The sequence below is a fragment of the Fenollaria timonensis genome, from assembly GCF_001457835.1.
Classification (GTDB): Bacteria; Bacillota; Clostridia; order Tissierellales; family Peptoniphilaceae; genus Fenollaria; species Fenollaria timonensis.
The window spans coordinates 681806-704939 of the sequence record NZ_LN898230.1 but is presented as its reverse complement, the minus strand read 5'-3'; the positions used below and the strand labels follow the sequence as shown (position 1 = coordinate 704939).

At 31.6% G+C, this 23134-nt stretch carries 21 protein-coding genes and 1 pseudogene; 21 read left to right on the top strand and 1 reads right to left on the bottom strand.

What is annotated here, in order from left to right:
• Positions 1-290: 290 nt before the first annotated feature.
• The 21 genes and pseudogenes from BN3004_RS06360 to BN3004_RS06265 all read left to right on the top strand — a co-directional run bounded on the left by BN3004_RS06360 (position 291) and on the right by BN3004_RS06265 (position 22116).
• Positions 291-779 (top strand): hypothetical protein, encoded by a 489-nt coding sequence (locus tag BN3004_RS06360; RefSeq protein ID WP_082244116.1) that lies wholly within the window; start codon positions 291-293, stop codon positions 777-779.
• 1 nt (position 780) lies between these two features.
• Entirely contained in the window at positions 781-1563 is a 783-nt protein-coding gene (locus BN3004_RS06355) for a TlyA family RNA methyltransferase (RefSeq protein WP_058260361.1), read from the top strand.
• A gap of 4 nt (positions 1564-1567) precedes the next feature.
• Entirely contained in the window at positions 1568-3235 is a 1668-nt protein-coding gene (recN, locus tag BN3004_RS06350; RefSeq protein WP_058260360.1) for a DNA repair protein RecN, read from the top strand.
• Between the two features lies 1 nt (position 3236).
• Positions 3237-3791, top strand: a complete 555-nt coding sequence (locus BN3004_RS06345) for an NUDIX hydrolase (protein WP_058260359.1) — start codon at positions 3237-3239, stop codon at positions 3789-3791.
• Positions 3778-5079, top strand: a complete 1302-nt coding sequence (locus BN3004_RS06340; protein WP_058260358.1) for a thymidine phosphorylase — start codon at positions 3778-3780, stop codon at positions 5077-5079. The genes BN3004_RS06345 and BN3004_RS06340 overlap by 14 nt, the downstream gene beginning before the upstream one ends.
• Positions 5079-5681 (top strand): site-2 protease family protein, encoded by a 603-nt coding sequence (locus BN3004_RS06335; protein WP_058260357.1) that lies wholly within the window; start codon positions 5079-5081, stop codon positions 5679-5681. The genes BN3004_RS06340 and BN3004_RS06335 overlap by 1 nt, the downstream gene beginning before the upstream one ends.
• Positions 5681-6394, top strand: coding sequence for a segregation and condensation protein A (locus tag BN3004_RS06330; RefSeq protein WP_058260356.1), 714 nt, complete (start codon positions 5681-5683; stop codon positions 6392-6394). Before BN3004_RS06335 ends, BN3004_RS06330 begins: the two co-directional genes overlap by 1 nt.
• Positions 6387-6935: an SMC-Scp complex subunit ScpB gene (scpB, locus tag BN3004_RS06325; RefSeq protein ID WP_058260355.1), complete on the top strand. Its 549-nt coding sequence runs from the start codon at positions 6387-6389 to the stop codon at positions 6933-6935. The genes BN3004_RS06330 and scpB overlap by 8 nt, the downstream gene beginning before the upstream one ends.
• Positions 6913-7629 (top strand): pseudouridine synthase, encoded by a 717-nt coding sequence (locus tag BN3004_RS06320; protein ID WP_058260354.1) that lies wholly within the window; start codon positions 6913-6915, stop codon positions 7627-7629. The genes scpB and BN3004_RS06320 overlap by 23 nt, the downstream gene beginning before the upstream one ends.
• Positions 7626-8219: a tRNA 5-(aminomethyl)-2-thiouridylate-methyltransferase MnmM gene (mnmM, locus tag BN3004_RS06315; RefSeq protein ID WP_058260353.1), complete on the top strand. Its 594-nt coding sequence runs from the start codon at positions 7626-7628 to the stop codon at positions 8217-8219. The genes BN3004_RS06320 and mnmM overlap by 4 nt, the downstream gene beginning before the upstream one ends.
• Positions 8194-9063, top strand: a complete 870-nt coding sequence (locus BN3004_RS06310) for a MurR/RpiR family transcriptional regulator (protein ID WP_082244115.1) — start codon at positions 8194-8196, stop codon at positions 9061-9063. Before mnmM ends, BN3004_RS06310 begins: the two co-directional genes overlap by 26 nt.
• Complete coding sequence (locus BN3004_RS06305) at positions 9063-10295, top strand: BaiN/RdsA family NAD(P)/FAD-dependent oxidoreductase (protein ID WP_058260351.1); 1233 nt, start codon at positions 9063-9065, stop codon at positions 10293-10295. The genes BN3004_RS06310 and BN3004_RS06305 overlap by 1 nt, the downstream gene beginning before the upstream one ends.
• An 8-nt stretch (positions 10296-10303) precedes the next feature.
• Positions 10304-10624 (top strand): annotated as a pseudogene (locus BN3004_RS08565) (chorismate mutase); the annotation flags it as partial.
• 18 nt (positions 10625-10642) lie between these two features.
• A complete protein-coding gene (gene cmk, locus BN3004_RS06300) occupies positions 10643-11302 on the top strand; it encodes a (d)CMP kinase (RefSeq protein WP_058260696.1) in 660 nt (219 codons plus the stop codon).
• The gene (locus BN3004_RS06295; RefSeq protein WP_058260350.1) at positions 11302-11850 is read left to right on the top strand and encodes a lysophospholipid acyltransferase family protein; all 549 of its coding nucleotides are present in this window, start codon (positions 11302-11304) and stop codon (positions 11848-11850) included. Before cmk ends, BN3004_RS06295 begins: the two co-directional genes overlap by 1 nt.
• Complete coding sequence (locus BN3004_RS06290) at positions 11850-13979, top strand: bifunctional 4-hydroxy-3-methylbut-2-enyl diphosphate reductase/30S ribosomal protein S1 (RefSeq protein ID WP_058260349.1); 2130 nt, start codon at positions 11850-11852, stop codon at positions 13977-13979. Before BN3004_RS06295 ends, BN3004_RS06290 begins: the two co-directional genes overlap by 1 nt.
• A gap of 123 nt (positions 13980-14102) precedes the next feature.
• The gene (miaB, locus tag BN3004_RS06285) at positions 14103-15416 is read left to right on the top strand and encodes a tRNA (N6-isopentenyl adenosine(37)-C2)-methylthiotransferase MiaB (RefSeq protein ID WP_349267125.1); all 1314 of its coding nucleotides are present in this window, start codon (positions 14103-14105) and stop codon (positions 15414-15416) included.
• The gene (gene mutS, locus BN3004_RS06280; protein ID WP_058260347.1) at positions 15406-17946 is read left to right on the top strand and encodes a DNA mismatch repair protein MutS; all 2541 of its coding nucleotides are present in this window, start codon (positions 15406-15408) and stop codon (positions 17944-17946) included. The genes miaB and mutS overlap by 11 nt, the downstream gene beginning before the upstream one ends.
• Positions 17947-19896 (top strand): DNA mismatch repair endonuclease MutL, encoded by a 1950-nt coding sequence (gene mutL / locus BN3004_RS06275; RefSeq protein ID WP_058260346.1) that lies wholly within the window; start codon positions 17947-17949, stop codon positions 19894-19896.
• The gene (gene miaA, locus BN3004_RS06270) at positions 19896-20849 is read left to right on the top strand and encodes a tRNA (adenosine(37)-N6)-dimethylallyltransferase MiaA (RefSeq protein ID WP_082244111.1); all 954 of its coding nucleotides are present in this window, start codon (positions 19896-19898) and stop codon (positions 20847-20849) included. The genes mutL and miaA overlap by 1 nt, the downstream gene beginning before the upstream one ends.
• Complete coding sequence (locus BN3004_RS06265; protein WP_058260344.1) at positions 20842-22116, top strand: methionine gamma-lyase family protein; 1275 nt, start codon at positions 20842-20844, stop codon at positions 22114-22116. Before miaA ends, BN3004_RS06265 begins: the two co-directional genes overlap by 8 nt.
• A 35-nt stretch (positions 22117-22151) precedes the next feature.
• Here BN3004_RS06265 and BN3004_RS06260 read toward each other — a convergent pair whose 3' ends face one another.
• Positions 22152-23126, bottom strand: a complete 975-nt coding sequence (locus tag BN3004_RS06260) for a tyrosine recombinase XerC (protein WP_058260343.1) — start codon at positions 23124-23126, stop codon at positions 22152-22154.
• Between the last annotated feature and the right edge of the window lie 8 nt (positions 23127-23134).

The following is a 23134-nucleotide window of genomic DNA, read 5'->3' as shown; positions in this document are numbered from 1 at the left end:
TGACATATAGCCTTAGTAAGGGAAAACCAACTGGACCTAAGCCGTAATATTTACTTTTTTAGTTTCCACTAAGCTGATAGATTACTATCAGCTTTTTTTGTTGTATATAAGCTTTGTTTATGGTATAATAACAATGTAATTCCGATTAATTATAAGGGGTGTAAGAAATTTCAGATTTTAAAAAAAAGTATAAAGATAAAAGCATTGATAAAATAAATAAAGATAAAAAACATAAAGCTGGTAAAAGTGATTTAAAATGGACGCTATCTATTACCATCTTTACTTTTGCTATGTCTATAATACTTTCTTCTATAATTGATATATTATTAGAAGATGTTGGAATTTTAGTTGGAGTTATACTTCTTTTACTTGTAATGATGATAGGTATATTGTTTGATATTATTGGGGTAAGCGTTACAACAGCTGAAGAAAAACTATTTCATGCTATGGCATCAAATAATATTGAAGAAGGTAAAATCGCCATAGGACTAATTAAAAACGCCGATAAAGTATCAAGTTTTTGCAATGATGTAATTGGAGATATGGCGGGCATTATCTCAGGTGCATTAGGTGCGACGCTTTTGACAAAGATAGCTTTGCATTTTGATAATGTTAATGTCGCCATCTTAGGGACTTTAATAACTGCATCTGTTGCTGCTGCAACTGTTGGAGGCAAATCATTAGGCAAGTCTGTAGCAATGTTAAAGTATCGAGATATTATTTTTGCTCTATCAAAAATTATTTTAAAATTTAAAAACATATTTAAGAAGAATAAATAGTATGAGATTAGATAAATATATAAGTGAATTTAAAAATATTGATAGCAGAACTAAGGCTAAGAAATTAGTTTTAGCTGGTTTTGTTTTAGTTAACGGAAAAGCTTTACTATATCCAAGCTATGATGTCAAAGAAGAAGACGACATAGATATTTACTCAGATAACGACATAACAAGATATGTATCTAGAGGTGCTCTAAAGCTAATTAAGGCTATAGAGGCTTTTAAACTCGATATAAATGATAAGACATGTATTGATATAGGCGCGTCAACAGGAGGCTTTACAGACGTTTTAGTAAAGCGTGGAGCGCGTTTAGTCTATGCACTTGACGTTGGAAAAGATCAGCTGCATCCATCATTAAAGAATAATGAAAAAGTTATTTCATATGAATCTTTTGATGCTAGAGGCGTTACTAAGGAAACTTTTAATGAAAACTTTGACATAGTGACATCTGATCTTAGCTTTATTTCACTCACATTATTAACGGATGCTTTTAATATACTTGTGAAAGAAGATACAAAGCTTATAGTCTTAATTAAACCTCAGTTTGAGTCAGGTAAGATAAAGAGAAAAAACGGTATATTTAATGATGCCAAATTACATATAAACGCAATAAATAATGTGATTCTATCTTTCAGGGAGAAAGGTATATATTTAAATGATATATGCAAGTCGCCTATAGAGGGAGGAGAAGGAAATATTGAGTATCTCGCTCTATTTACAAGAGATGATAATCACAGTAATATCGATATAAGAAGATTGGTTAAAGAATCTTTAAGTAGGTGAACAAATGCTTAGTAAATTATATATAAAAGATTTTGCTATAATTGATTCATTAAATCTTGATTTCAACGATGGATTCTCAGCTATTTCTGGAGAAACGGGTAGTGGTAAATCCATCATAGTAGATGCCTTAGCTGTAGTTCTAGGCGCAAAAGCTAGTAAAAATCAAATAAGAGACGGCTATGCTTCATCAAGCATAGAAGCTCATATTGATATAGATAATAAAAAACTAGACAAAATAAATTCTATTTTAAACGCTAAAATTAAGAGTCCACTTATTTTAAAGAGAATTATATATAGAGATAAGCCTAGTGAAAACTACATCAACGATATAAGCGTAAGTCTAAAAGATTTAAGCGAAATAAGTGCTTTAAGTATTGATATATTAGGACAAAAAGAACAATTTACACTGCTTGACAAAAATGAGCACATAAATATACTTGATTATTTTGGTGATAATGCTTACAAGACCTTGCTCAAAGAAATAAATGAATTATATTTAAAGATAGAAAAAAGCAATAAGCGTTTAAAAGAGCTTCCTAATAATCAAAAAGATATCGACAATCAAATAGATTTTATAGAATTTCAAAAAAATGAAATAGACGAAGCTGAAATTTTAGATGGAGAAGATGAAGATCTAGAGACTGAGATAAAAAGACTAAACTCGAGCGAAGATATCAAAAAGACTGCATATAATATAAATCAAATGCTTAGAGATAGTGATAATTACAGCGTAGATTCAATCTTATCCGACGCGAGTAATTTAGTTGATGACTTAAAAGAGTATTCAAAAGACGCTGAGTCTTGGTATGAAAAACTTATGGACTATCAAGAGCTTATTAAGGATATAAATGAAGAAATAAAATACTTTTCAGACTCTATTGACTACGATCAAGAGCGGCTATATGAATTAAGTAAGAGGCTAGATGAAATAAATAAAATTAAGTATAAGTATGGCAATAGTATTGCTGAAATAAACGCATATAGAGAAGACTTAGATAATAAGCTAAATGAAATAAGAAATATAGAGCTAGAAAAAGCAGCATTAGAAAAGTCACTCATAGAAGATAAAAAATCTTATGATGAAAAAGCGAGTGATTTAAGTCTCAAAAGAAAAGCTCTTGCTAAAAAGATTGCAAAAATGCTTGAAGATGAGTTAAGAACTTTAAATATGAGCAATATTCAAGTCGAGATTTCGGTCGAAGCAAAGAAAACTATGAAAGATTATGGCTATGATGACGTTGAAATCTTAATGAGCGCAAATAAAGGTCAATCAGTTAAACCCATAAGCGAAATCATTTCTGGCGGTGAAATGTCAAGACTAATGCTTGCAATTAAAAATTTAGGCGCTGATTTTGACAATATTGACACAATCATCTTTGACGAGATAGACGCAGGGCTTAGCGGCTACACTGCTAGCTGCCTTGCGAATAAACTTAGAGAATTAAAAGATAAATATCAAATAATATCAATATCACACTTACCACAGATATTAGCTAAAGCTGAGGAACACTACTTAGTAGAAAAAGCTAGCGATAGCGAGGCAACTATAAGTCACGTTAAAAAACTAGATTACGACGGAAGAGTGATTGAACTAGCAAGGCTACTAAGCTCAGGTAAGATAAGTGATATAGCAATAAAAAATGCAAAAGAATTATTAAAAAGTGAGGACTAGAATGGAACATATTGAAGTAGAAAAAACATTAAAAAGTGAAAAGATTTATCAAGGTAAAATATTAAGTTTACGTATTGATACTATTGAAATGCCTAATAAAAAGTATTCAAAGAGAGAGATAGTAGAGCATAAACCTGCTGTGGTCATCATTGCAATAAAGGGCACAAAGCTTTTAATGGTTAGACAATTTAGAAAAGCTGTTGAAAAAACTTTGTTAGAGGTACCAGCTGGCTTAGTTGAGGTACAAGAAACTCCAGTACAAGCTGCAAGTAGAGAGCTTGAAGAAGAAACAGGATACTTCTGCGAGAATCCAAAATACATTATGGAGTTCTATACATCACCAGGATATTCTGACGAAAAGATAGATTTGTTTTTAGCTGAAGACTTAGCTAAAACAGAACAAAATCTTGATGACGGCGAATTTTTAGAAGTAGAAGAAATCGAAATTGAAGAGCTTAGAAAAAAAGTATTGTATGGTGAAGTTCAAAACGCAAGCTCAATCATTGCAATTAATTATGCATACGATTATATAAAGAGTAAAAATGAACATAATTAACATCATTGAGAAAAAGAGAGATAAAAAATTATTAAATAAGAATGAAATTGATTTCTTTATAAAAGGTATTCTAGACGAATCTATAGCTGATTATCAAACATCAAGTTTACTTATGGCAATATTTTTAAATGGACTTAACGACGAAGAAACTTATTACTTAACAAAAGCAATAATTGATAACGGTGAATATATTGATTTCGAAGGAGTAGACTCGACAATCCTTGACAAACACTCAACTGGTGGAGTAGGTGACAAGATAAGCTTAATACTTGGTCCAATACTTGCGTCTATGGGATATAAATTTTTAAAGATGAGCGGCAGAAGTCTTGGTTTTACAGGCGGCACTCTTGATAAATTAGAATCAATTCCTGGATTTAAGGTAGATCAAAGCGATGAGTGGATAGAAAAAACAGCTAATGATTTAGGCTTCTTCATAGTAAGCCAATCAGAAAATATTGCAAAGGCAGATAGGATTTTATATGCACTAAGAGATGTTTGTGCAAGTGTCGATTCAATTCCTCTTATAGCCTCATCTATACTTAGTAAAAAATTTAGCTTTAGAAATGATTCCTTGCTTATAGATGTTAAGTGTGGTACCGGTGCCTTTATGGAAAGCTTTGATAAGGCAAAAGAGCTCTGTGACGCTATGCTTAATGTATCCAAAGCATTCAATAGAAAAACTACTTGTATAATAAGCTCAATGAACAAACCTCTTGGTAAGAGAGCTGGAAATAATCTAGAGATTATAGAAGTAGTCGACTTTTTAAAAGGTAATTTTAAAGCTTATGATGATATATATGATGAGATAAATCATATTGTTTATGAACTTCTACTAAACCTTGAAGATGTAGATTATAATGAAGTAAAAGATAAGATAAAAAGAGTTTTAGATAATGGAAAAGCCTTTGAATTGTTTTTAAAATTTGTTCACAATCAAGGTGGAGATATATCATATATTGAAGATATTAATAAATTTGATAAGGCTAGATATGAGACTGAGATTTTGGCAGATACTAGTGGCTATTTAAATTCGTATAAGCTTAAAGATATCGCAAAGACACTCAATGAATTAGGCGCAGGTAGATTAAAGAAAGAAGACAAAATTGATTACACAGTTGGCTTGATAAATGAAAAATGTATTGGCGATAAGATTGATAAAAGCGACTTATTATTTACAATAAGATCAAATAAGGAACTAAGTTCTGAACAATTAGCTAATTTAAAAGCTAGCGTCGTCTATGGCGACAAAGCTATAAAAGAAAAGCACATTTTAGAGGTGATTAGATAATGTTTGGCGATATTAATTTACAAGATATTATTATAAGAACAATAGCTGTGCTTGTTGCAATAATACCTCATGAGATGGCACACGGATACGCAGCATACCTTTGCGGTGATGAAACAGCAAAAAATGATGGTAGATTATCATTAAATCCACTTCATCATCTTGATCCAATCGGAACTATTTGTTTGATTTTCTTCAAATTCGGTTGGGCAAAACCAGTTATGATAAACCCAAATAACTTTAGAGACAGAAAAAAAGGTACTTTCTTCGTCTCTATTGCTGGTGTATTAACTAACTTTATCTTGGCAATAATTTCAGTAATTATTATGAAACATATAAGACTAAGTGACTTTGTATTTGAGATATTTATGAATATATTCTGGTTCAATATTGTTTTAGGCGTATTTAACCTTATTCCTATTCCACCACTAGATGGATCAAAGCTGTTGTTTTCATTTCTACCACCAAAGTATGAGTATTATCTAATAAAGTACGAAAAATATGGCTATATACTACTCTTATTACTGATAATGACTGATAATCTTGATAAAATACTTATACCAATGGTTAATTTTATGATTAATATGATAGGAAAGATAGTCTGATGTATAACGTTGAAATAAGCAGCTACAAAGGTCCTTTTGATGTACTATTAGAACTCATAGATAAGGACAAGATGGATATATTCGATATACCCATCAATGAAATAACAGAAAAATTTCTTGACTATATTAATACTTCTCAAGAGATAGATGTCGAAATGAGTAGTGACTTTTTAGTTATGGCATCAAGATTGCTGGAGATAAAATCAAAGATGCTTATACCAGTAGAAAAGGATAATATTGAGGAAGATCCACGTCTAGAACTTAGTAAAAATATTCTTGAATACAAGATATTTAAAGATGTATCTTTGTACTTAAACACAATGTATGAAGAGTCGAATAACTTTGTTTTTAAGCCAATGGATGAGATTGATGAAAAAGATGATGCTCTTGACCTTAACTTTGACCTGAACAATCTATCTAAAGTACTTGTATCACTTTTGACTAATAAGAGAACAATTATCAAAGAAGAATCTAGCAGTATACGTAGAGAAAAATATAGTGTCAAAAAGATGACAAATGATATAGTTAAAAAATTTAAGAAAAATAAAAAAGTAAAACTAAGTGAGTTTATTCCTGAAATAGTGGACGTAGCTTATGTAATCACGCTATTTATAAGCGTTTTAGAGCTTATACAAAACAAAGTTATTAGCTACGAACAAGAAGCAACATTCTCAGATATAGATTTTACATACTTGGGTGATAATCATGAATGATATAAAGCAAATTATAAAAGCATTGCTATTTGCATGGGGAGACCCTCTCGATATCAAAACTATTAGCGATATATGCGAAGTAGATATTGAAGAAATTGAAAGAGCTATAGAAGATCTTAGAAATGAAATGGATTCATCAAATGATGGATTAAAAATCATTAGAATGAATAGCTCTTATCAGCTTATAAGTAGAGATATATACTTTGATTACGTAAAAAAACTGCTGAGTGAAAAGCCGAAAAATAATCTAAGCAATGCATCTATTGAAACACTATCAATAATTGCTTACAAACAGCCAGTTACTAAGATTCAAATAGAAAAGATAAGATCTGTAAAGTCGGATGGTCCTGTTAATACTTTGCTTGACAGAGGCTTGATAGAAGAAGTAGGTAGGCTTGATACGCCTGGTAAACCAATACTTTATGGGACAAGTGATATCTTTTTAAGAAACTTTGGCATAGAGGATTTATCAGAGCTTCCAGATATAAACATGGATATAAATATAGAAAGGCAAGACAATGGAGAAAGTGAGACTGAATAAGTTTGTTGCAGAAAATGCAGAAGTATCTCGCAGAAGGGCAGACGAACTTATTGAAAAAAAGAGAGTAACAGTAAATAATATAGTAGTTGAGAAAATGCCATTCTTCGTTGATCCAGAGATTGACGTAGTTAAATTAAATGGCGAAGTAATTAATGTAGATAAAGATAAAAAGATATACATTGCACTCAACAAGCCACTAGGCTACGTAACAACACTAAAAGATAAATATGCTAAGAACATTATATCGGATTTATATGATTACAAGATTAAAAAGAGGATTTATCCAGTGGGTAGGCTAGACGCAAACACTACTGGCTTGTTGCTTTTAACAAATGATGGCCAATGGTCCAATGGCATTATGCATCCAAAAAATGAAATATATAAAGAATATATTGCTAAACTAGATAAGGCTCCTAATAAGAACGATCTTAATAAATTAAGAAACGGCGTCTATCTAGACGGAGTTAAGACAGCTCCAAGCATAGTAAAAGTGCTAAATGTATATGATGACAGTTCCTTAGTATCTATATCAATATGCGAAGGAAGAAACCATCAAGTCAGAAATATGTTTAAAGTCTTAGGATATAAGGTCCTAATGCTTAAAAGAGTTAAGATAGGCACTCTAGAATTAGGCGTACTAAAGGTAGGAGAATTCAGAAGACTATCAAAGGAAGAAGTTGAATCATTTAGATGAAATATAAATTCTTAGATAACACGAATCATTTTATTGATTACTTATTAAAAACTTTTCTTAAAGATAAGAAGATTCTTGTTGACATGACTTGCGGTAACGGGCACGACAGCTTAAGAATTTTGCAAAACGCGCCAAATTATGAAAAGCTATATCTTTATGATATACAAAAGAAGGCAATAGAAAACACAAAATCTCTCTTGGAGTCTTATGCGTATAAAAATTGTATCTATCTAAATAAAAGCCACGATGATTTATCAGATATAGAAGAAAATATTGATTTTGCTATATATAACCTAGGCTATTTACCTGGAGCTGATAAAAAGCTAGTAACAAGATTATATACTACTATGAGCTCAATAGAAAAGCTATTAAAAAAACTTAACTATGGTGCAATCGTTATGATAACTACATATCCTGGCCACGAAGAAGGCAGTCTGGAAGATAGTAAAATTTATGAATATTTAAAAAGTTTAGATCAAAAAATATTTAATGTTATCAAATTAGAGTTTATTAACCAAAAGAATAAACCATGTAAAACATATATTTTAGAGAAGAGGAGTGAAGATGATGGAGAAAAATCTAATTTATAGAATTGAACAAAACAAAAAGCAATTTAGTAAGGGTCAAAGGTTAATTGCTGACTATATTCTCAACAATTTTCACAAATCGACCTTCCAAACAGCTCAAAAACTTGCTATGGAACTTGGTTTAAGTGAGTCAACAGTAGTAAGATTCGCAACATTACTTGGTTATGATGGATATAAAGAATTAAAAGATGATATACACGAGCTAGCCAAGATAAGTCTATCAAATATAGACAGAATTAAGCTTAGAGAGATATCAACTATGGATGAGCTAGTTGAATCATGTTTAGCAACTGATGCTCACGACGTAAAGAGGTTAAAAAACGATCTTGACAAAGAAAAGCTGTACGAAGGCATAGATATTTTAAACAATAGTAGAAAAATATTTGTACTAGGCTTAAGAACCTCTTCATTTTTAGCAAACTACTTTTGCTTTTATTTAAAATTAATGGGCAAAGATGCTATTATAATAAATTCTGACGATGATATTGTTTTTGAGAGCATGCTACACATGAATGAAGAAGATACATTCTTCTGTATAAGCTATCCAAGATACTCTAAAAAGTCAGTAAGTATATTAAAATACGCTAAATCAAAGGGAAGCAAAGTTATATCACTTACAGACAATACAAACACTACCATCGCTAAGAACAGCGACTTAGTTTTAATTGCTAAAAACGATATAATTCTATTTATTGATTCATTTGTTGCACCACTATCTTTAATAAATATAATCATAGCAGGACTAAGCTTTAAAAATTTAGATTCAACACAAGATTATTTAACAGAAATGGAAAGGATTTATAAGTCATACGACATATACGATTTTGATCCTTATGAAGATAAATAATGAATAAAGTATATGATGTAGCTGTAGTTGGTGCAGGAGCTGCAGGTCTTTTTACTGCTGTTCACTGTGCTAAACGCGGCAAAAGCGTAATATTATATGATAAAAATAAATACCCTGGAAGAAAGCTAAGAATAACTGGCAAGGGCAGATGCAATATTTGTAATTACTCTGACAATGACAATATACTTAAAAATATTGTACACAACGAAAAATTTATGTATAGCTCATTAAATAATTATTCGGCTAATGATCTTATTAAATTTTTTAATGACAATGGCATAAAAACTAAAGTTGAAAGAGGCAATAGAGTATTCCCTCAATCGGATGACGCCATGGAAATAATTGAATTGTTTAAGAAGCTTATAAAGGACTTGAATATAAATTTTAAAAATGAATGCACAGTTAAAAATCTAGAAAAACATGAAGATTTATTTAAAATAGTATCCAATTCTGGAGTAGATTATGCAAAAAACCTTGTAATAGCTTGTGGTGGTATGAGCTATAAAGTAACTGGTTCTAATGGTGATGGCTATAAACTTGCGCAAAAGTTTGGACACTGCATAAAGCCGATAAAGGCCTCACTTGTTGCAATGAACACAAGTTTAAGTAAAGAGGATAGGCTTGAGCTTATGGGATTATCACTAAGAAATGTTGTGGTAAAAGTCATAAATCAAAAGAAAAAGACTATCTTTACTGAATTTGGAGAGATGCTCTTTACTCACTTTGGTATATCTGGCCCAATAATACTGAGCGCATCCTCATATATGAAAGATGATGAAGATTATACTATCTATTTAGATTTAAAACCTGCACTAAGTGAAGAACAGCTCGATAATAAGCTTCTAATGCTATTTGAAGAAGAACATCTTAAATCCATTGGCAAGGTCCTAGAGAAGCTTCTTCCTAAAAAATTAATAAATATATTTCTAAAGAATATTGACTTAGATTATTATAAAAAAGCATGTGATATTACAAAACTTGAAAGAGCTGCCATTATTAATAATCTTAAACACTTCAATCTTAAGTACGACTCATTAAGAGATATAGATGAAGCGATAATCACTGCAGGCGGAGTTAATGTAAAAGAAATTGATCCTAAGACTATGGAGTCAAAATTAGTAAATAAGCTATATATAGTTGGTGAAGTTTTAGATATAAACGCCTTAACTGGTGGATATAATTTACAAATAGCATTTTCAACAGCTTATCAAGCAGCAATAAGCATTGAGTAGGTGATGTTGTGGTAGTAATTAGAGGAGCAGTAGATGCTCAAAATACGGCAAGTTCAATAATTAATCAAAGCAAAATTTTATTAGAAGAGATAATAAACGTAAATAATTTAGATAAAAAAGAGATTAAATGCGTTTTATTTACTGTAACTCAAGACTTAGACAAGGCATATCCAGCTCTTGCAGCTAGATATATTGGCCTAAATGATACAGCTTTGATATGCTTAAACGAAATGCTTGTCGAAGGACAAATGCAAGGCGTTATAAGACTAAGCGTATTTTATAATAAAGATCTAGATAAAAAAGATGTATATATAGGAAAAACGCAAACTCTAAGAAAGGATAAATATATGAGTAATAATATAAAAGTGGCTATAGACGGTCCAACAAGTGCTGGCAAAAGCACAATAGCTAAGCTATTAGCAGAAAAACTTAAGATTAATTACGTAGATACTGGTTCAATGTATAGGGCACTAACACTAAAGGTTTTAAACAATAATATTGATCCTAAAGCCGAAGAAGATGTTGTGGCCTTAGCTGAAAAGACTAAGATAGATTATTTTGAAAACCATATCTTCCTAGATGGGCTTTGTGTTGATGACAAGATAAGAAACGAGCGTATCGATAAAAATGTTTCCTATGTTTGTCAATATAGAGATGTAAGAAAAAGACTAGTAAGCTTGCAAAGAGAGATAGCTTCTAAATCATCTGTAATCATGGATGGCCGTGATATAGGAACCGTTGTATTAAAGGATGCCGACTACAAGTTCTTCTTAACAGCTTCAGCTGATGTGAGAGCTAAAAGAAGATACAAAGAATACTTGGAAAAAGGTTTAGAAGTTAATTTTGATGATATCAAAAAGGATCTTATCCGTAGAGATGACTACGACTCACATAGAGAAGTAGATCCACTAGTAAAAGCAAGTGATGCTATCGAAGTTAACACAGATGATAAGAACATCGAAGAAACAGTTGAGCTTATGCTTTCTTATATAAATGGAGATAAATAATGTATAAAGTCATTAGATTTGTTGGAATAATAATTTGCAGAATATTATTCAGATTTGATATAAAAGGCAAGGAAAATTTAAAACAAGATACAAATTTTATAGTCGCAGGAAACCATAGATCAAACTGGGACCCTATATTTGTAGCAATGAATTTAGGTACAAATATAGCTTTCTTTGCAAAAAAAGAACTTTACGAAAACCCATTTACAAGGTTTATACTTAATAAATCTAACGCTATAAAAGTAGATAGGGAAAAAGCTGATATTAAAGCCATAAAAGATGTTATGAGAACACTTAAGAATGGCAATAATTTGATTTTCTTTCCAGAAGGCACTAGAAATGTAGATGGAACAGCAAAGGCAAAGGATGGAATACACTTAATTGCAAAGAGAACTGGCACGAACATCGTCCCTTGCCATATTGAATCGAGCTACAAAATTTTTTCTAAAGTTAAAATGACTTTTGGTGAAATAATTGATGTAGACGAATTTGAGAAGCTAGAAGGAGATTTCTCCGAAAACTTAATGGATAGGATAGCATCGTTATAATGAAGATATATTTAGCAAAATACTACGGCTTTTGTTCTGGGGTTAGATTGGCCGTAAAAAAAGCAAATGATTTTTTAAAAGAAAATAAAGAAGCGGAGATAGTTGGTGACTTAATTCACAATCAAACAGTTATCGATGATTTTACTAGACGTGGGCTAAAAAAAATTGATGATTATAAAAAAATATTTTCAAATAATATAATCATACGCGCGCATGGTGAAACCATTGAAAATACTAAGCTCCTAGAGGATAATCATAAAAATATTTGCGATACAACTTGTATAAAAGTAAAAAATATTCACGAATTAGTGGAAAAATATTCAAATATAGGTTATAATGTTATTATAGCGTGTGATAAAGAACATCCAGAAGTAAAAGCTATAGTTTCTCATTCTAAAACAGAAGCAATCATCATTAAGGATTTAGATGAAGCTAAAGAAATTATTGGCTTAAATCATATTGCATTCTTTGCACAATCAACATTCATTCATGATAAATTTGATAAGATGTCAAAGTGCTTAGAAGAGCATAATGAGGATGTACTTGTATTTAACACTATATGCAACGCTACTGAAAACAGACAGAAGGCTGTTAGGGAGCTTGCAAATAAAGTAGATATGGTTTTAGTCTTTGGATCAAATTTCAGTTCAAATACTAAAAAATTGTATGAGATTTCGAAAACTATTAATCCTAAAACATATTTACTTGAAAATATTCATGAGCTGGACATGAGTTTAATAAAACCAGATTATAATATTGGTATTACAGCAGGTGCTTCGGTGCCTGATGATATAATTAAGGAGGCAATTAAAGTAATGGAAAATTTAAACCACGATGAAACAATGAAAAAGGAGGATGCTAAAGAAACAAAAAAAGATGAAATGATTAAAGCTATTGATGATTCTTTCAAGAGAATATCAAGAGGCGAAATCATTGAAGGTGAAGTTCTTTATGTAACTGACAACGATGTTAGTGTTAACATCAACTTTAGAAGCGACGGTATAATCAAAAAAGAAGACCTAGCTGAAGAAGATGTTAATCCAAAGGATCTATATAAACAAGGCGATAAAATCAAAGTTTATGTAGTTAAGATTGACGATGGAGAAGGTAACGTAGTTCTATCAACTAAGAAGTTGAAAGAAATGGAAGTTTGGGAAAAGATTGAAGAAGTTAAGGAAAGAGACGAAGTAGTTTCTGTAAAAGTTAAATCTGTCACTAAAGGTGGCTTGATTGTTAACTACAACGGAATCCAAGGATTTATACCAGCTTCATTAGTATCAGTTAGATATAAAGAAAACCTTGAAGAATTTGTTGGACAAAATCTAGACGTTGTAATTATCGACGTTGATATAAATAAAAGAAGATTAGTATTCTCTAGAAAAGCTGTTGAAAAGAAAGAGCTTGATAAGAAGAGAGAAGAAGCTTGGGAAAACATCAAAGAAGGAGAAATAGTCAAAGGTATAGTAGCTAGAATCGTTGATTATGGTGCTTTCATTGACCTAGGCGGAATCGATGGCTTAGTTCACATCACAGACCTTACATGGGGAAGAATTAGAAATCCTAAGGAAGTTTTAAAACAAGGTGAAGAAATCGAAGTTAAAGTTTTATCAGTAGATAAAGAAAGAAATAGAATTTCACTTGGATTAAAACAAACAGTACCTGAACCATGGACAGTATTTACAGAAAAATACCACGAAGGCGATGTTGTTGAAGTAGAAGTTGTTAATATTGAATCATACGGCGCTTTCGTTAGAATTATGGAAGGCGTAGATGCTTTACTACACGTTTCACAAATTTCTCATAAGAGAGTTAATGATCCAAAGGACGTATTAAAAGTTGGCGATCGCTTCGAAGTTATGATTACTGAAATTCATGAAGACAAGAAGGTTAGTGTATCTAAGAGAAGACTTGAAGAACCAGTAGAAGAAGAAGAAGAAGAAGAACAAGAATACGAAGAAGAAGCTCCAGCAGCTGAAGAAGTTCATGAAGAAGAAAAACCTGAAGTTGAAGAAAAAGAAATAAAGGAAGCTGAAGTAAAAGAATTACCTGTACAAAATGATGACTTATCAGAAGATATGGGTGCGTTATTTAAAAATGCAATAGAAAATTCTGAATCAGAAGAACAATAATAATTGATTTTTAAAGGCACGCCTAGGCGTGCCTTTAATTAGTTAGGAGTAAGACATATATTGAATAGTATAAAAAAATATATCGATGATTATCAAAGTAAATATAAAAAATCACCAAGCTTTATGATTAAAACCTATGGCTGTCAGATGAACGAGCGTGACAGCGAGTCTATAAGCTGGATACTATCAAATCTAGGCTTTGTAGAGACAGATGATATGATTGAATCTGACATAGTTATATTCAATACATGCGCTGTAAGGCAAAATGCAGAGAATAAACTATTAGGCAACTTAGGTGATTTAAAGCATCTAATGGAAGCAAATAATTTAAAAAAGATCATTATGGTTTGCGGCTGTGTTATGGAGATTGACTCTTCAAGAGAATTTCTAGAAGAAAAATTCAAACACGTAGACATCATATTTGGAACTAATTCCATTGCCATTTTAGAAGATTTGCTTGAAGAACATCTATCTACAAAAAAACAAGTTATCAATATTGATCAAATCAATCTAAAGACAAGAGAAAAGATTGGCCAAAATAGAAGATATAATTTCAAGTCTTATGTCAATATTATGTATGGCTGCGATAATTTTTGTACATATTGCATTGTACCATACACTAGAGGCAGGGAAGTATCAAGAGAGGCTAAGGATATAATAGCCGAGATTAAGCACCTTGTTGATGGCGGCGTAAAAGAAGTGACGCTTCTTGGTCAAAATGTTAACTCATACGGAAAAACCTTAGATCCCAAAATTTTATTTACTGATCTTATCTATAAGATTGCTGATATAGATGGCCTTGAAAGAATCAGGTTTATGACGTCTCATCCTAAGGATATATCTAAAGAGCTTATATATGCCTTTGATGAGATAGATAAACTTATGCCATTCTTGCATATACCAGTGCAATCTGGCTCAAATAGAATACTTAAGCTTATGAATAGAAAATACACTAGAGAAGATTATCTAGAAAAGATAGAGCTTATTAAATCCTTAAAACGTGATATTGCCTTATCTACAGACATCATAGTAGGTTTTCCAGACGAAAGTGATAGGGATTTTGAAGATACTATTGATCTAGTTAAAACTGTTGGCTACGATCAAGCCTTTACCTTTATATATTCAATAAGACCAGGTACTCTTGCTGCTAAGATGGAAAATCAAATTCCTGATGATATTAAAAACGCAAGACTACAAAAACTAATCGAGGTTCAAAACGATATTAGCTTAGAAAAGAACAAGATGTACCTAGGTAAAACACTAAATGTATTAGTAGAAGGAAAATCTCAAAAAGATGAAAATTTCTACTCAGGTAGATCCGAAGAGTTTAAATTAGTAAACTTTAAAGCAAATGAAGAAGACATTGGCAATATTATTAAAGTAATAATAAATGATGTTAAATCATTTTCTATGAATGGTGAGAAAGTTGAAGATTGATAAAGATAAATTATCTCCTATGATGAAGGAGTATGTAGAACTTAAAGAAAAGAATCAAGATGCTATAGTCATGTATAGGATTGGCGACTTCTTTGAAATGTTTTTCGATGATGCAGTTGAAGCAAGTGAGATACTTGACTTAGTCTTAACAGGACGCGACTGCGGTCTAGATGAAAGAGCGCCTATGTGCGGCGTGCCTGCTAAAGCTGTTGACGTCTACATCAATAAGCTTGGTCAAAATAATAAAAAAGTTATAATTGTCGATCAAGTAGAAGACCCAAGACTAGCTCAAGGCCTTGTTAAAAGAGACATAGTAAAGATAGTTACGCCAGGAACAACATCAAGCGAAGAAGAGCTAAATAAGTATATCATCTACCTATATATAGACGATATTGGTGCATCAATCGTCAAGTGCGACTACCTGACAGGCGATATTGATGCTCATGACTACATTCTTAAGGGCAGTATATATGATGTCGTTGACAGCATATTTAAGTACAATGTTGCCGAAGTCTTTATTAATGATGACTATAAAGATATAGAAGACCTTATTACGTATCTAAATAAAAAATCTCTTGACTATGTAAAGACTTATAGAGTAGAAAAAAATCTTGATGATATCATAGCAATTTTAAAAGATAGCCATAATATAAGCCTCAAGAAAAATGAATATAGAAAAGCTATTGCTATCTATTATCTTATAAATTATCTTGAATACACTCAAAAGAATGATTTGAAGCACTTTAAGTTTGAAAATATCAATGATAATGTAAAGACAATGGTCTTAGATGATCAAACTAGGCTAAATCTAGAGATAGACTCATCTTATAATACTAAATCAAAAACATTATTTGATATACTTAATGATACAAAGACAGCTATGGGCTTAAGATACCTTAAAAATGCTATGCTAAAGCCGCTTGTCAACGCTAGTGATATAAACGATAGACTTGATTTAGTCGAATATTTTTATAAAAATGAGATAGAAATGACAGGCATACGAAACTATCTTAAGAATATTCGTGACATAGACAGAATTTCCAACAGAATCAATGAGATTACAGTTACAAAGCAGGATATGCTAAGGCTTAAGGACTATATTATCTACGCTGAAAATGCTGTAGCTATTATAAAAGATGAAAATATTAAAGAGAATTTCAAGTTTTATGACTTAGATGACTTAGTTAAGCTAATTGATCTAGCGATAGATTCAATGGAAAGTGAATATATAATTAAGCTTAATTACAACGAGGAGCTTGATAAATACAGAAGCCTACAAAATGATTCTTTAAAAGAGATACTACTACTTGAGGATAAGGACAGAAAAAATACAAAGATTAAAAATTTAAAGATAAAATATAATAAGATACTTGGTTATTTCTATGAGGTTACTAAATCTAACTTAAATATGGTTCCTGACTATTTTATGAAAAGAGCTACTCTTGTTAATAGTGAAAGGTTCGTAACAGAAGAGCTTAAAGCTCTTGAAACAGAGATACTTACAGCAAAAGATAGATTTGAATCACTTGAGAGAGAGCTATTTAATGATATCAAAAATAAATTATTAGATAGCTTATCTAGGATAAAGAACTTAAGCGAAAAGATTGCATATCTTGACTTTATAGTTAATCTTGCATATATTGCTAGAAAGAATAAATATGTAAGGGCAAGTATAAGCGATGAAGATCTTGTATTAAAAAATTCAAGACATCCAGTTATTGAGAAAAATCTCAAAGATACTGCCTTTATTGAGAACGATGTATACTTTGATAGCAATAAGTATATAAAAGTCATCACAGGGCCAAATATGAGCGGTAAATCGACTTATATGAGACAGATAGCTATATCCTTATACTTAAATCAAATAGGCTCCTTCGTTCCAGCAAACGAGGCAAAATTACCTATAGTAGATAGGATATTTACTAGGATAGGCGCATCAGATGATATATCTAGAGGCAATTCGACATTTATGGTTGAGATGAAAGAAGTAAATGAGATACTAAAGTTTGCGACAAAAGATAGCTTCATTGTTTTAGACGAAGTAGGCAGAGGAACTAGCACTAACGATGGCTTATCCATAGCCTTTGCAATACTTGAGTATATATCAAAGAAGATTAAGGCTAAGACCATATTCAGTACGCACTATCACGAGATACCTCATTTAACTGAAAAGTTTAAAAATGTTGAGCAAATATCTATGGATATATTAGATGATGGTGAAGATCTTATATTCTTGAGAAAGATTAAAAACGAAGCGCAAGACAAGAGCTACGGCATATATGTAGCAAAGCTTAGCGGCATTAATGATGAGGTTATATCAAGCGCACAAGAGATGATGGATAGGCTTGAATACCAGGACCTTAGCGTTAGAAAAAAAGAGAAAGAAACGACTAACATTAGCTTAGATGAATACAAGTACAGATCTTATGTAGATTCAATCAAAAATATAGACATAAATGCAATGACCCCAATGGATGCTCTAAACGAGCTAAATAAGATAATTGAAAGAGCAAAAAAATTAGGTGATTAGATGATAAAAGTACTATCAAAAGAAACAGTTGAAAAGATAGCTGCAGGCGAGGTTATTGAGAGACCGGTATCAGTTGTCAAAGAACTTGTAGAAAATTCAATAGATGCAGGCGCTACAAATATCATTATCAAGATATATGATGGCGGAAAAAGAAAGATATCAATTTCTGACAATGGCAGCGGAATAAACAGAGAAGACGTTAATCTCGCCTTTATTAAGCACTCTACGAGCAAAATCGAGAATGTTGATGACTTATATAGGATACACACTATGGGTTTCAGAGGCGAGGCATTGGCAAGCATCAAAGCTATAAGCAATGTTACACTTATAAGTAAGACCGAAGATGAAGAGATTGGATCTAAAATCAGCTTTTTTAATGGCAATAAAAGGATAGAAAATATTTCCACTAATAAAGGTACATCCATAATAGTCGAAGATATCTTTTATAATATTCCTGCAAGAAAGAAATTTCTAAAAAAAGATACTTATGAGTCAAATCTTATAAATGATCTTCTTTATAGGCTTGCTATAGCAAATCCTAGTATAGGCTTTAAGTATATGAATAATGATAAGCTTATTTTTGACTTATTTAGTGATCAAAGCTTATACGAAAGGATCAACAGCCTTTATGGTTATGATACAGCCATAAATATGAAGGAAGTTAATATAGAAAGCGATAAGTTTAAGATTAGAGGCTATATATCGAATAATCTTCTATATAGAAGCAACAAGAAAAATCAGCTTCTTTATATAAATAATAGAACCGTTAAAAATGACGCTATAAACAAGGTAATTAATGAAGCTTATAAATCTACTATACCTTTAAATAGATTCCCTGTATTCTTCTTGTTTATAGATATAGATCCTAGCATGCTTGACGTGAACATACATCCAGCTAAAACTGAGGTTAAGATACAAGACATGGATGAACTACTTATTTTACTTAACTCTAATCTAAAGCGCGTCATCAATAGCGATGTTGAGCTTAAGATAGCTTTTTCCGATAAAAAAGATGAGAGGGAAGAGGAGACTAAGCTTAATATAGTTGAAAAAGATGAAGAAGCTAGTGATGCTGCAGTAAGAATTACTTATGAAGATGATACGAGGGCCCAAGATAAGGCAGTTTATGCTAAATCTAATGATACTGAATATGATGATGAATTTATAAATAACGAACGTATTGATATAGATCAAAATAATGCAGATATACCAGTCTTTGATGATGACGAGTTCACAAATGAAATAAATTTATTACAAAATAGAAATAAAGATATTAAAAAGTCTTCACAAGAATATGAAGAGATATTAATATTTGACGAAAGAACGGAAGATGATAAAAACAGAATAGTCATGGATGATATTAATATACTTGATGCTTATAAGATAGAAGGCGTTTTATTCAATACCTTCATACTGCTTTATGATTACAATAACGACTTTGTTGTTATGATAGATCAACATGCGGCGCATGAAAGGATTCTTTACGAAGAGTTTTCTGAAAAATTTAAGAATTCTAAAGTAAATTCTCAATATATAGAAGGCCTAAGCCCTATAAAGCTAACAGTTAATGAGGAAGAAACTATAAAAGAAAACATGGATTTACTTAATAAATTTGGTTTTACTATAGATATATATCCTGATCATAATGTTGTAGTAAGAAGTATACCTATAATATTTGGCGGTAATTACAGCTTAGACTTAATTAAAGATATAATTGGTATACTTGATGAAGAAAAGACGAATATCTATGACTATAAAGTAGAAAAGATCATGAAATACGCTTGTAAAAATGCTATTAAGGCTGGAGACAAGATATCTAATATTGAGATAGATAAACTTATCGAAGACCTTAAGAAGTGTAAGTATCCAACTACTTGTCCTCATGGCAGGCCAAGCATGATTATACTTAAGAAGAATATGATTGAAAAGATGTTCTATAGGATACAATGATGAAAGAAAAAATTATAGTTATATCAGGACCAACTGGTATTGGAAAATCAAAGGTCGCTGTTGAGCTCGCTAAAAAGCTTGGAAATGCTGAGATAATCTCATCTGATTCAATGCAGATATATAAAGAAATGAGCATTGGGACTGCAAAAGTCACTGACGAAGAGATGTCTGGTATTAAGCATCATATGATAGACGAAGTCAGCATTCATGATAATTTCTCTGTCTACGATTATCAAAAGAAGGCAAAAAAGCTAATTAGTGATATGAATGAGCGCGGCACAATCCCTATAATCATAGGTGGAACGGGTCTATATATCAATTCCTTATTATATAAGCTAGACTTTAGTAGTGAAGCTGAAGATAAAGAGCTTAGAGAAAAGCTTAATAAAGAAGCAGAACTATATGGCAAGGAGCATTTATATAATAAATTAAAAGAGCTTGATCCAGAATATGCTGAAAAGCTTAGTGTGAATGATACTTTCAGGATAATTAGAGCTTTAGAGGTTATATACAAGAGTGGCAATAAATACAGCGAAGAAAACAAAAACTTCAGAGAATACAATGACGAATATGATAAGCTAATCTATATACTTCAAACAGATAGAGGGCTTTTATATGATAGAATCAATAAAAGAGTTGACAAGATGTTTGCAGCTGGTCTCTTAGATGAAGTTAAAGACATTATAAAGGATATGAGTAGTGAGGAAGTTGCTTCAAATAGAGCTCTCCTCGCTATTGGATATAAAGAGCTTATAAGTTATCTGCAAGGAGAAATTACTTATGAAAGAGCTATTGAGCTGATTAAGCAAAAGTCTAGGAACTATGCAAAAAGACAATTGACATGGTTTAGACGTGAAAGTGAAGCAAATTTCATTGATATGAACTTTGAAGATATAGAGCAAACAATTAATACAATATATAATGACATAATGAAAAGGTGGAAGAATGAATAATATTTACAAAAAATACGATTTATCAGATGCTGTCATAAATTTAGTTAATGACGCAAGTGATGAATTAAGCGAAACATACAAAGAGTATGAAAAAAATAAAGAGATCAATCAAATAAAAGTTATACATGCTATGCAAAAAAATAACTTAGCTGCATCAGACTTTTACTATGCTACTGGTTATGGTTATGGAGATATCGGTAGAGACAAAATTGAAGAAATTTTCAAAGACATCTTCAATGCAGAAGATGCTTTAGTAAGAACTTCTATAGTTTCTGGTACTCATGCTATATATATAATGCTTTCCTCAATTCTTGACCATGGAGATGAATTTATATACGTAACTGGCACTCCTTATGACACTATACAAAAAAGTATAGGCTTAATTGGCGATTTAAGGGACTCATTAATGAAAAAAGGTATAATGTATAGCCAAGTGGAGCTAAAAGGCGCTACGATCGATTTTGATGCCTTAGAAGCGAAAATCACAAAAAATACCAAAGCTATAGTCGTGCAAAGGTCAATTGGCTACGAATTTAGAAAGGCAATCAATCTTCACGCAATAAAAGATGATATGCTTAAGTTTAAAGAGAAGCATCCAGATATTGTTATAATGTATGACAATTGCTATGGAGAATTTACTGATAGTATTGAGCCAACAGATATCGGCGCTGATATCATAGCTGGATCACTGCTTAAAAATCTTGGTGCTGGTATAAGTTTAGGTGGCGGTTACTTAGTAGGCAGAAAAGATCTTATAGAGCTAGCTGCAGACCGTTTATATGCACCAGGCCTTGGTAAAGAGCTAGGCTTATCTTATGGCACGCTTAGAACAACACTTCAAGGCTTATACATGTCGCCACGAGTAGTATGTGAAGCTTTAAAGACTCAAAGCTTGTTCTCATATGTATTTACAAAGCTTGGCTTTGAGTGCACACCTGAATATAACGAGCATAAATCAGATATTGTTTGTGCAATAAAGTTCAAAGACCCAGATATACTTATAAAGTTCTGTAAATCGATCCAAAAGGCAGCTTGCGTTGACTCATTCTTAACGCCAGAGCCTTGGGACATGCCAGGCTATGAAAACAAGATAATCATGGCATCAGGCAGCTTTATAGACGGTTCATCCATAGAGATTTCAGCTGATGGTCCCATAAGAGAGCCGTATATAGCATATTTCCAAGGATCTATGTCCTTAGAACAAGGTAAACTTGGCTTAATGATAGCCTTACAAAACCTTATAGACGCAGGGAAGATATCATTATAATAAAATATAAGCAAAATAAAAGTATTAGAGCGAATCTAATACTTTTTTCTATTAGCTAGTGGATTATTTTCAATTGATTTTTTAAGAGTGCTATTATCAAGATGGGTATATATCTGTGTTGTAGCAACTGATGTGTGACCAAGTATCTCTTGCAAAGACCTTATATCTACTGAGCCATATTTATACATAAGGGTAGCGGCAGTATGTCTTAATTTATGGACTGTAAACTTATTTTTGTCAAGACCAGCCTCAAGTAGATACTTATCAAACATGTACTGAACAGCGCGATTTGACATACGAACCTTCTTTTGAGAGATGAACAGGGCGTGTTTGTCACTTTCTTTAACATCTTTCGGTCTTACTTCTATATAGTCCTTTATTGCACTAAAGGTAGCATCATTTAAATATATTTGTCTTTCTTTATTGCCTTTACCAACAACATTGATGTATCTATCCTCATTAATAGAGTCTAAATTAAGGCTAGTAAGCTCAGATATACGTAGACCACAGTTTAAAAACAGCATAATTATAGCATAGTCACGATTACGCATTTCGTTATTTTCATTCTTCATAATGGTATTTAATAGCATTTCGCATTGATTAAGACTTAAGTATATTGGTAGACGCTGATCAATCTTAGGCATTTCTAACTCATTAGCAACGTTATTATCGATTAGATTAACCTTCATTAGGTAAGCGTATAGAGCATGAACTACAGCAGCTTTTCTATATTTACCATAGTTAGTGTTATCAAGATCTTCATCAGCGTAGGATATGAAAGCATATAGGTCATTAATTTGAAGCTTTTTAATGTCATCAATAGTAACAGCTGTATAATAATATTCATCGTTTTCATCTAAAATTTCTAAACGAATAGCGACAAAGTTAAGGAAGGATTTTAAGTCATAATAATAACTTTGAATAGTATTAGGAGACAAACCCTTAACTGATTTTAAATATCCTAAAAAGTCTTTTATGTAGTTAGGATCGTTTTTTTGTGTAATTGCCATATATTTGA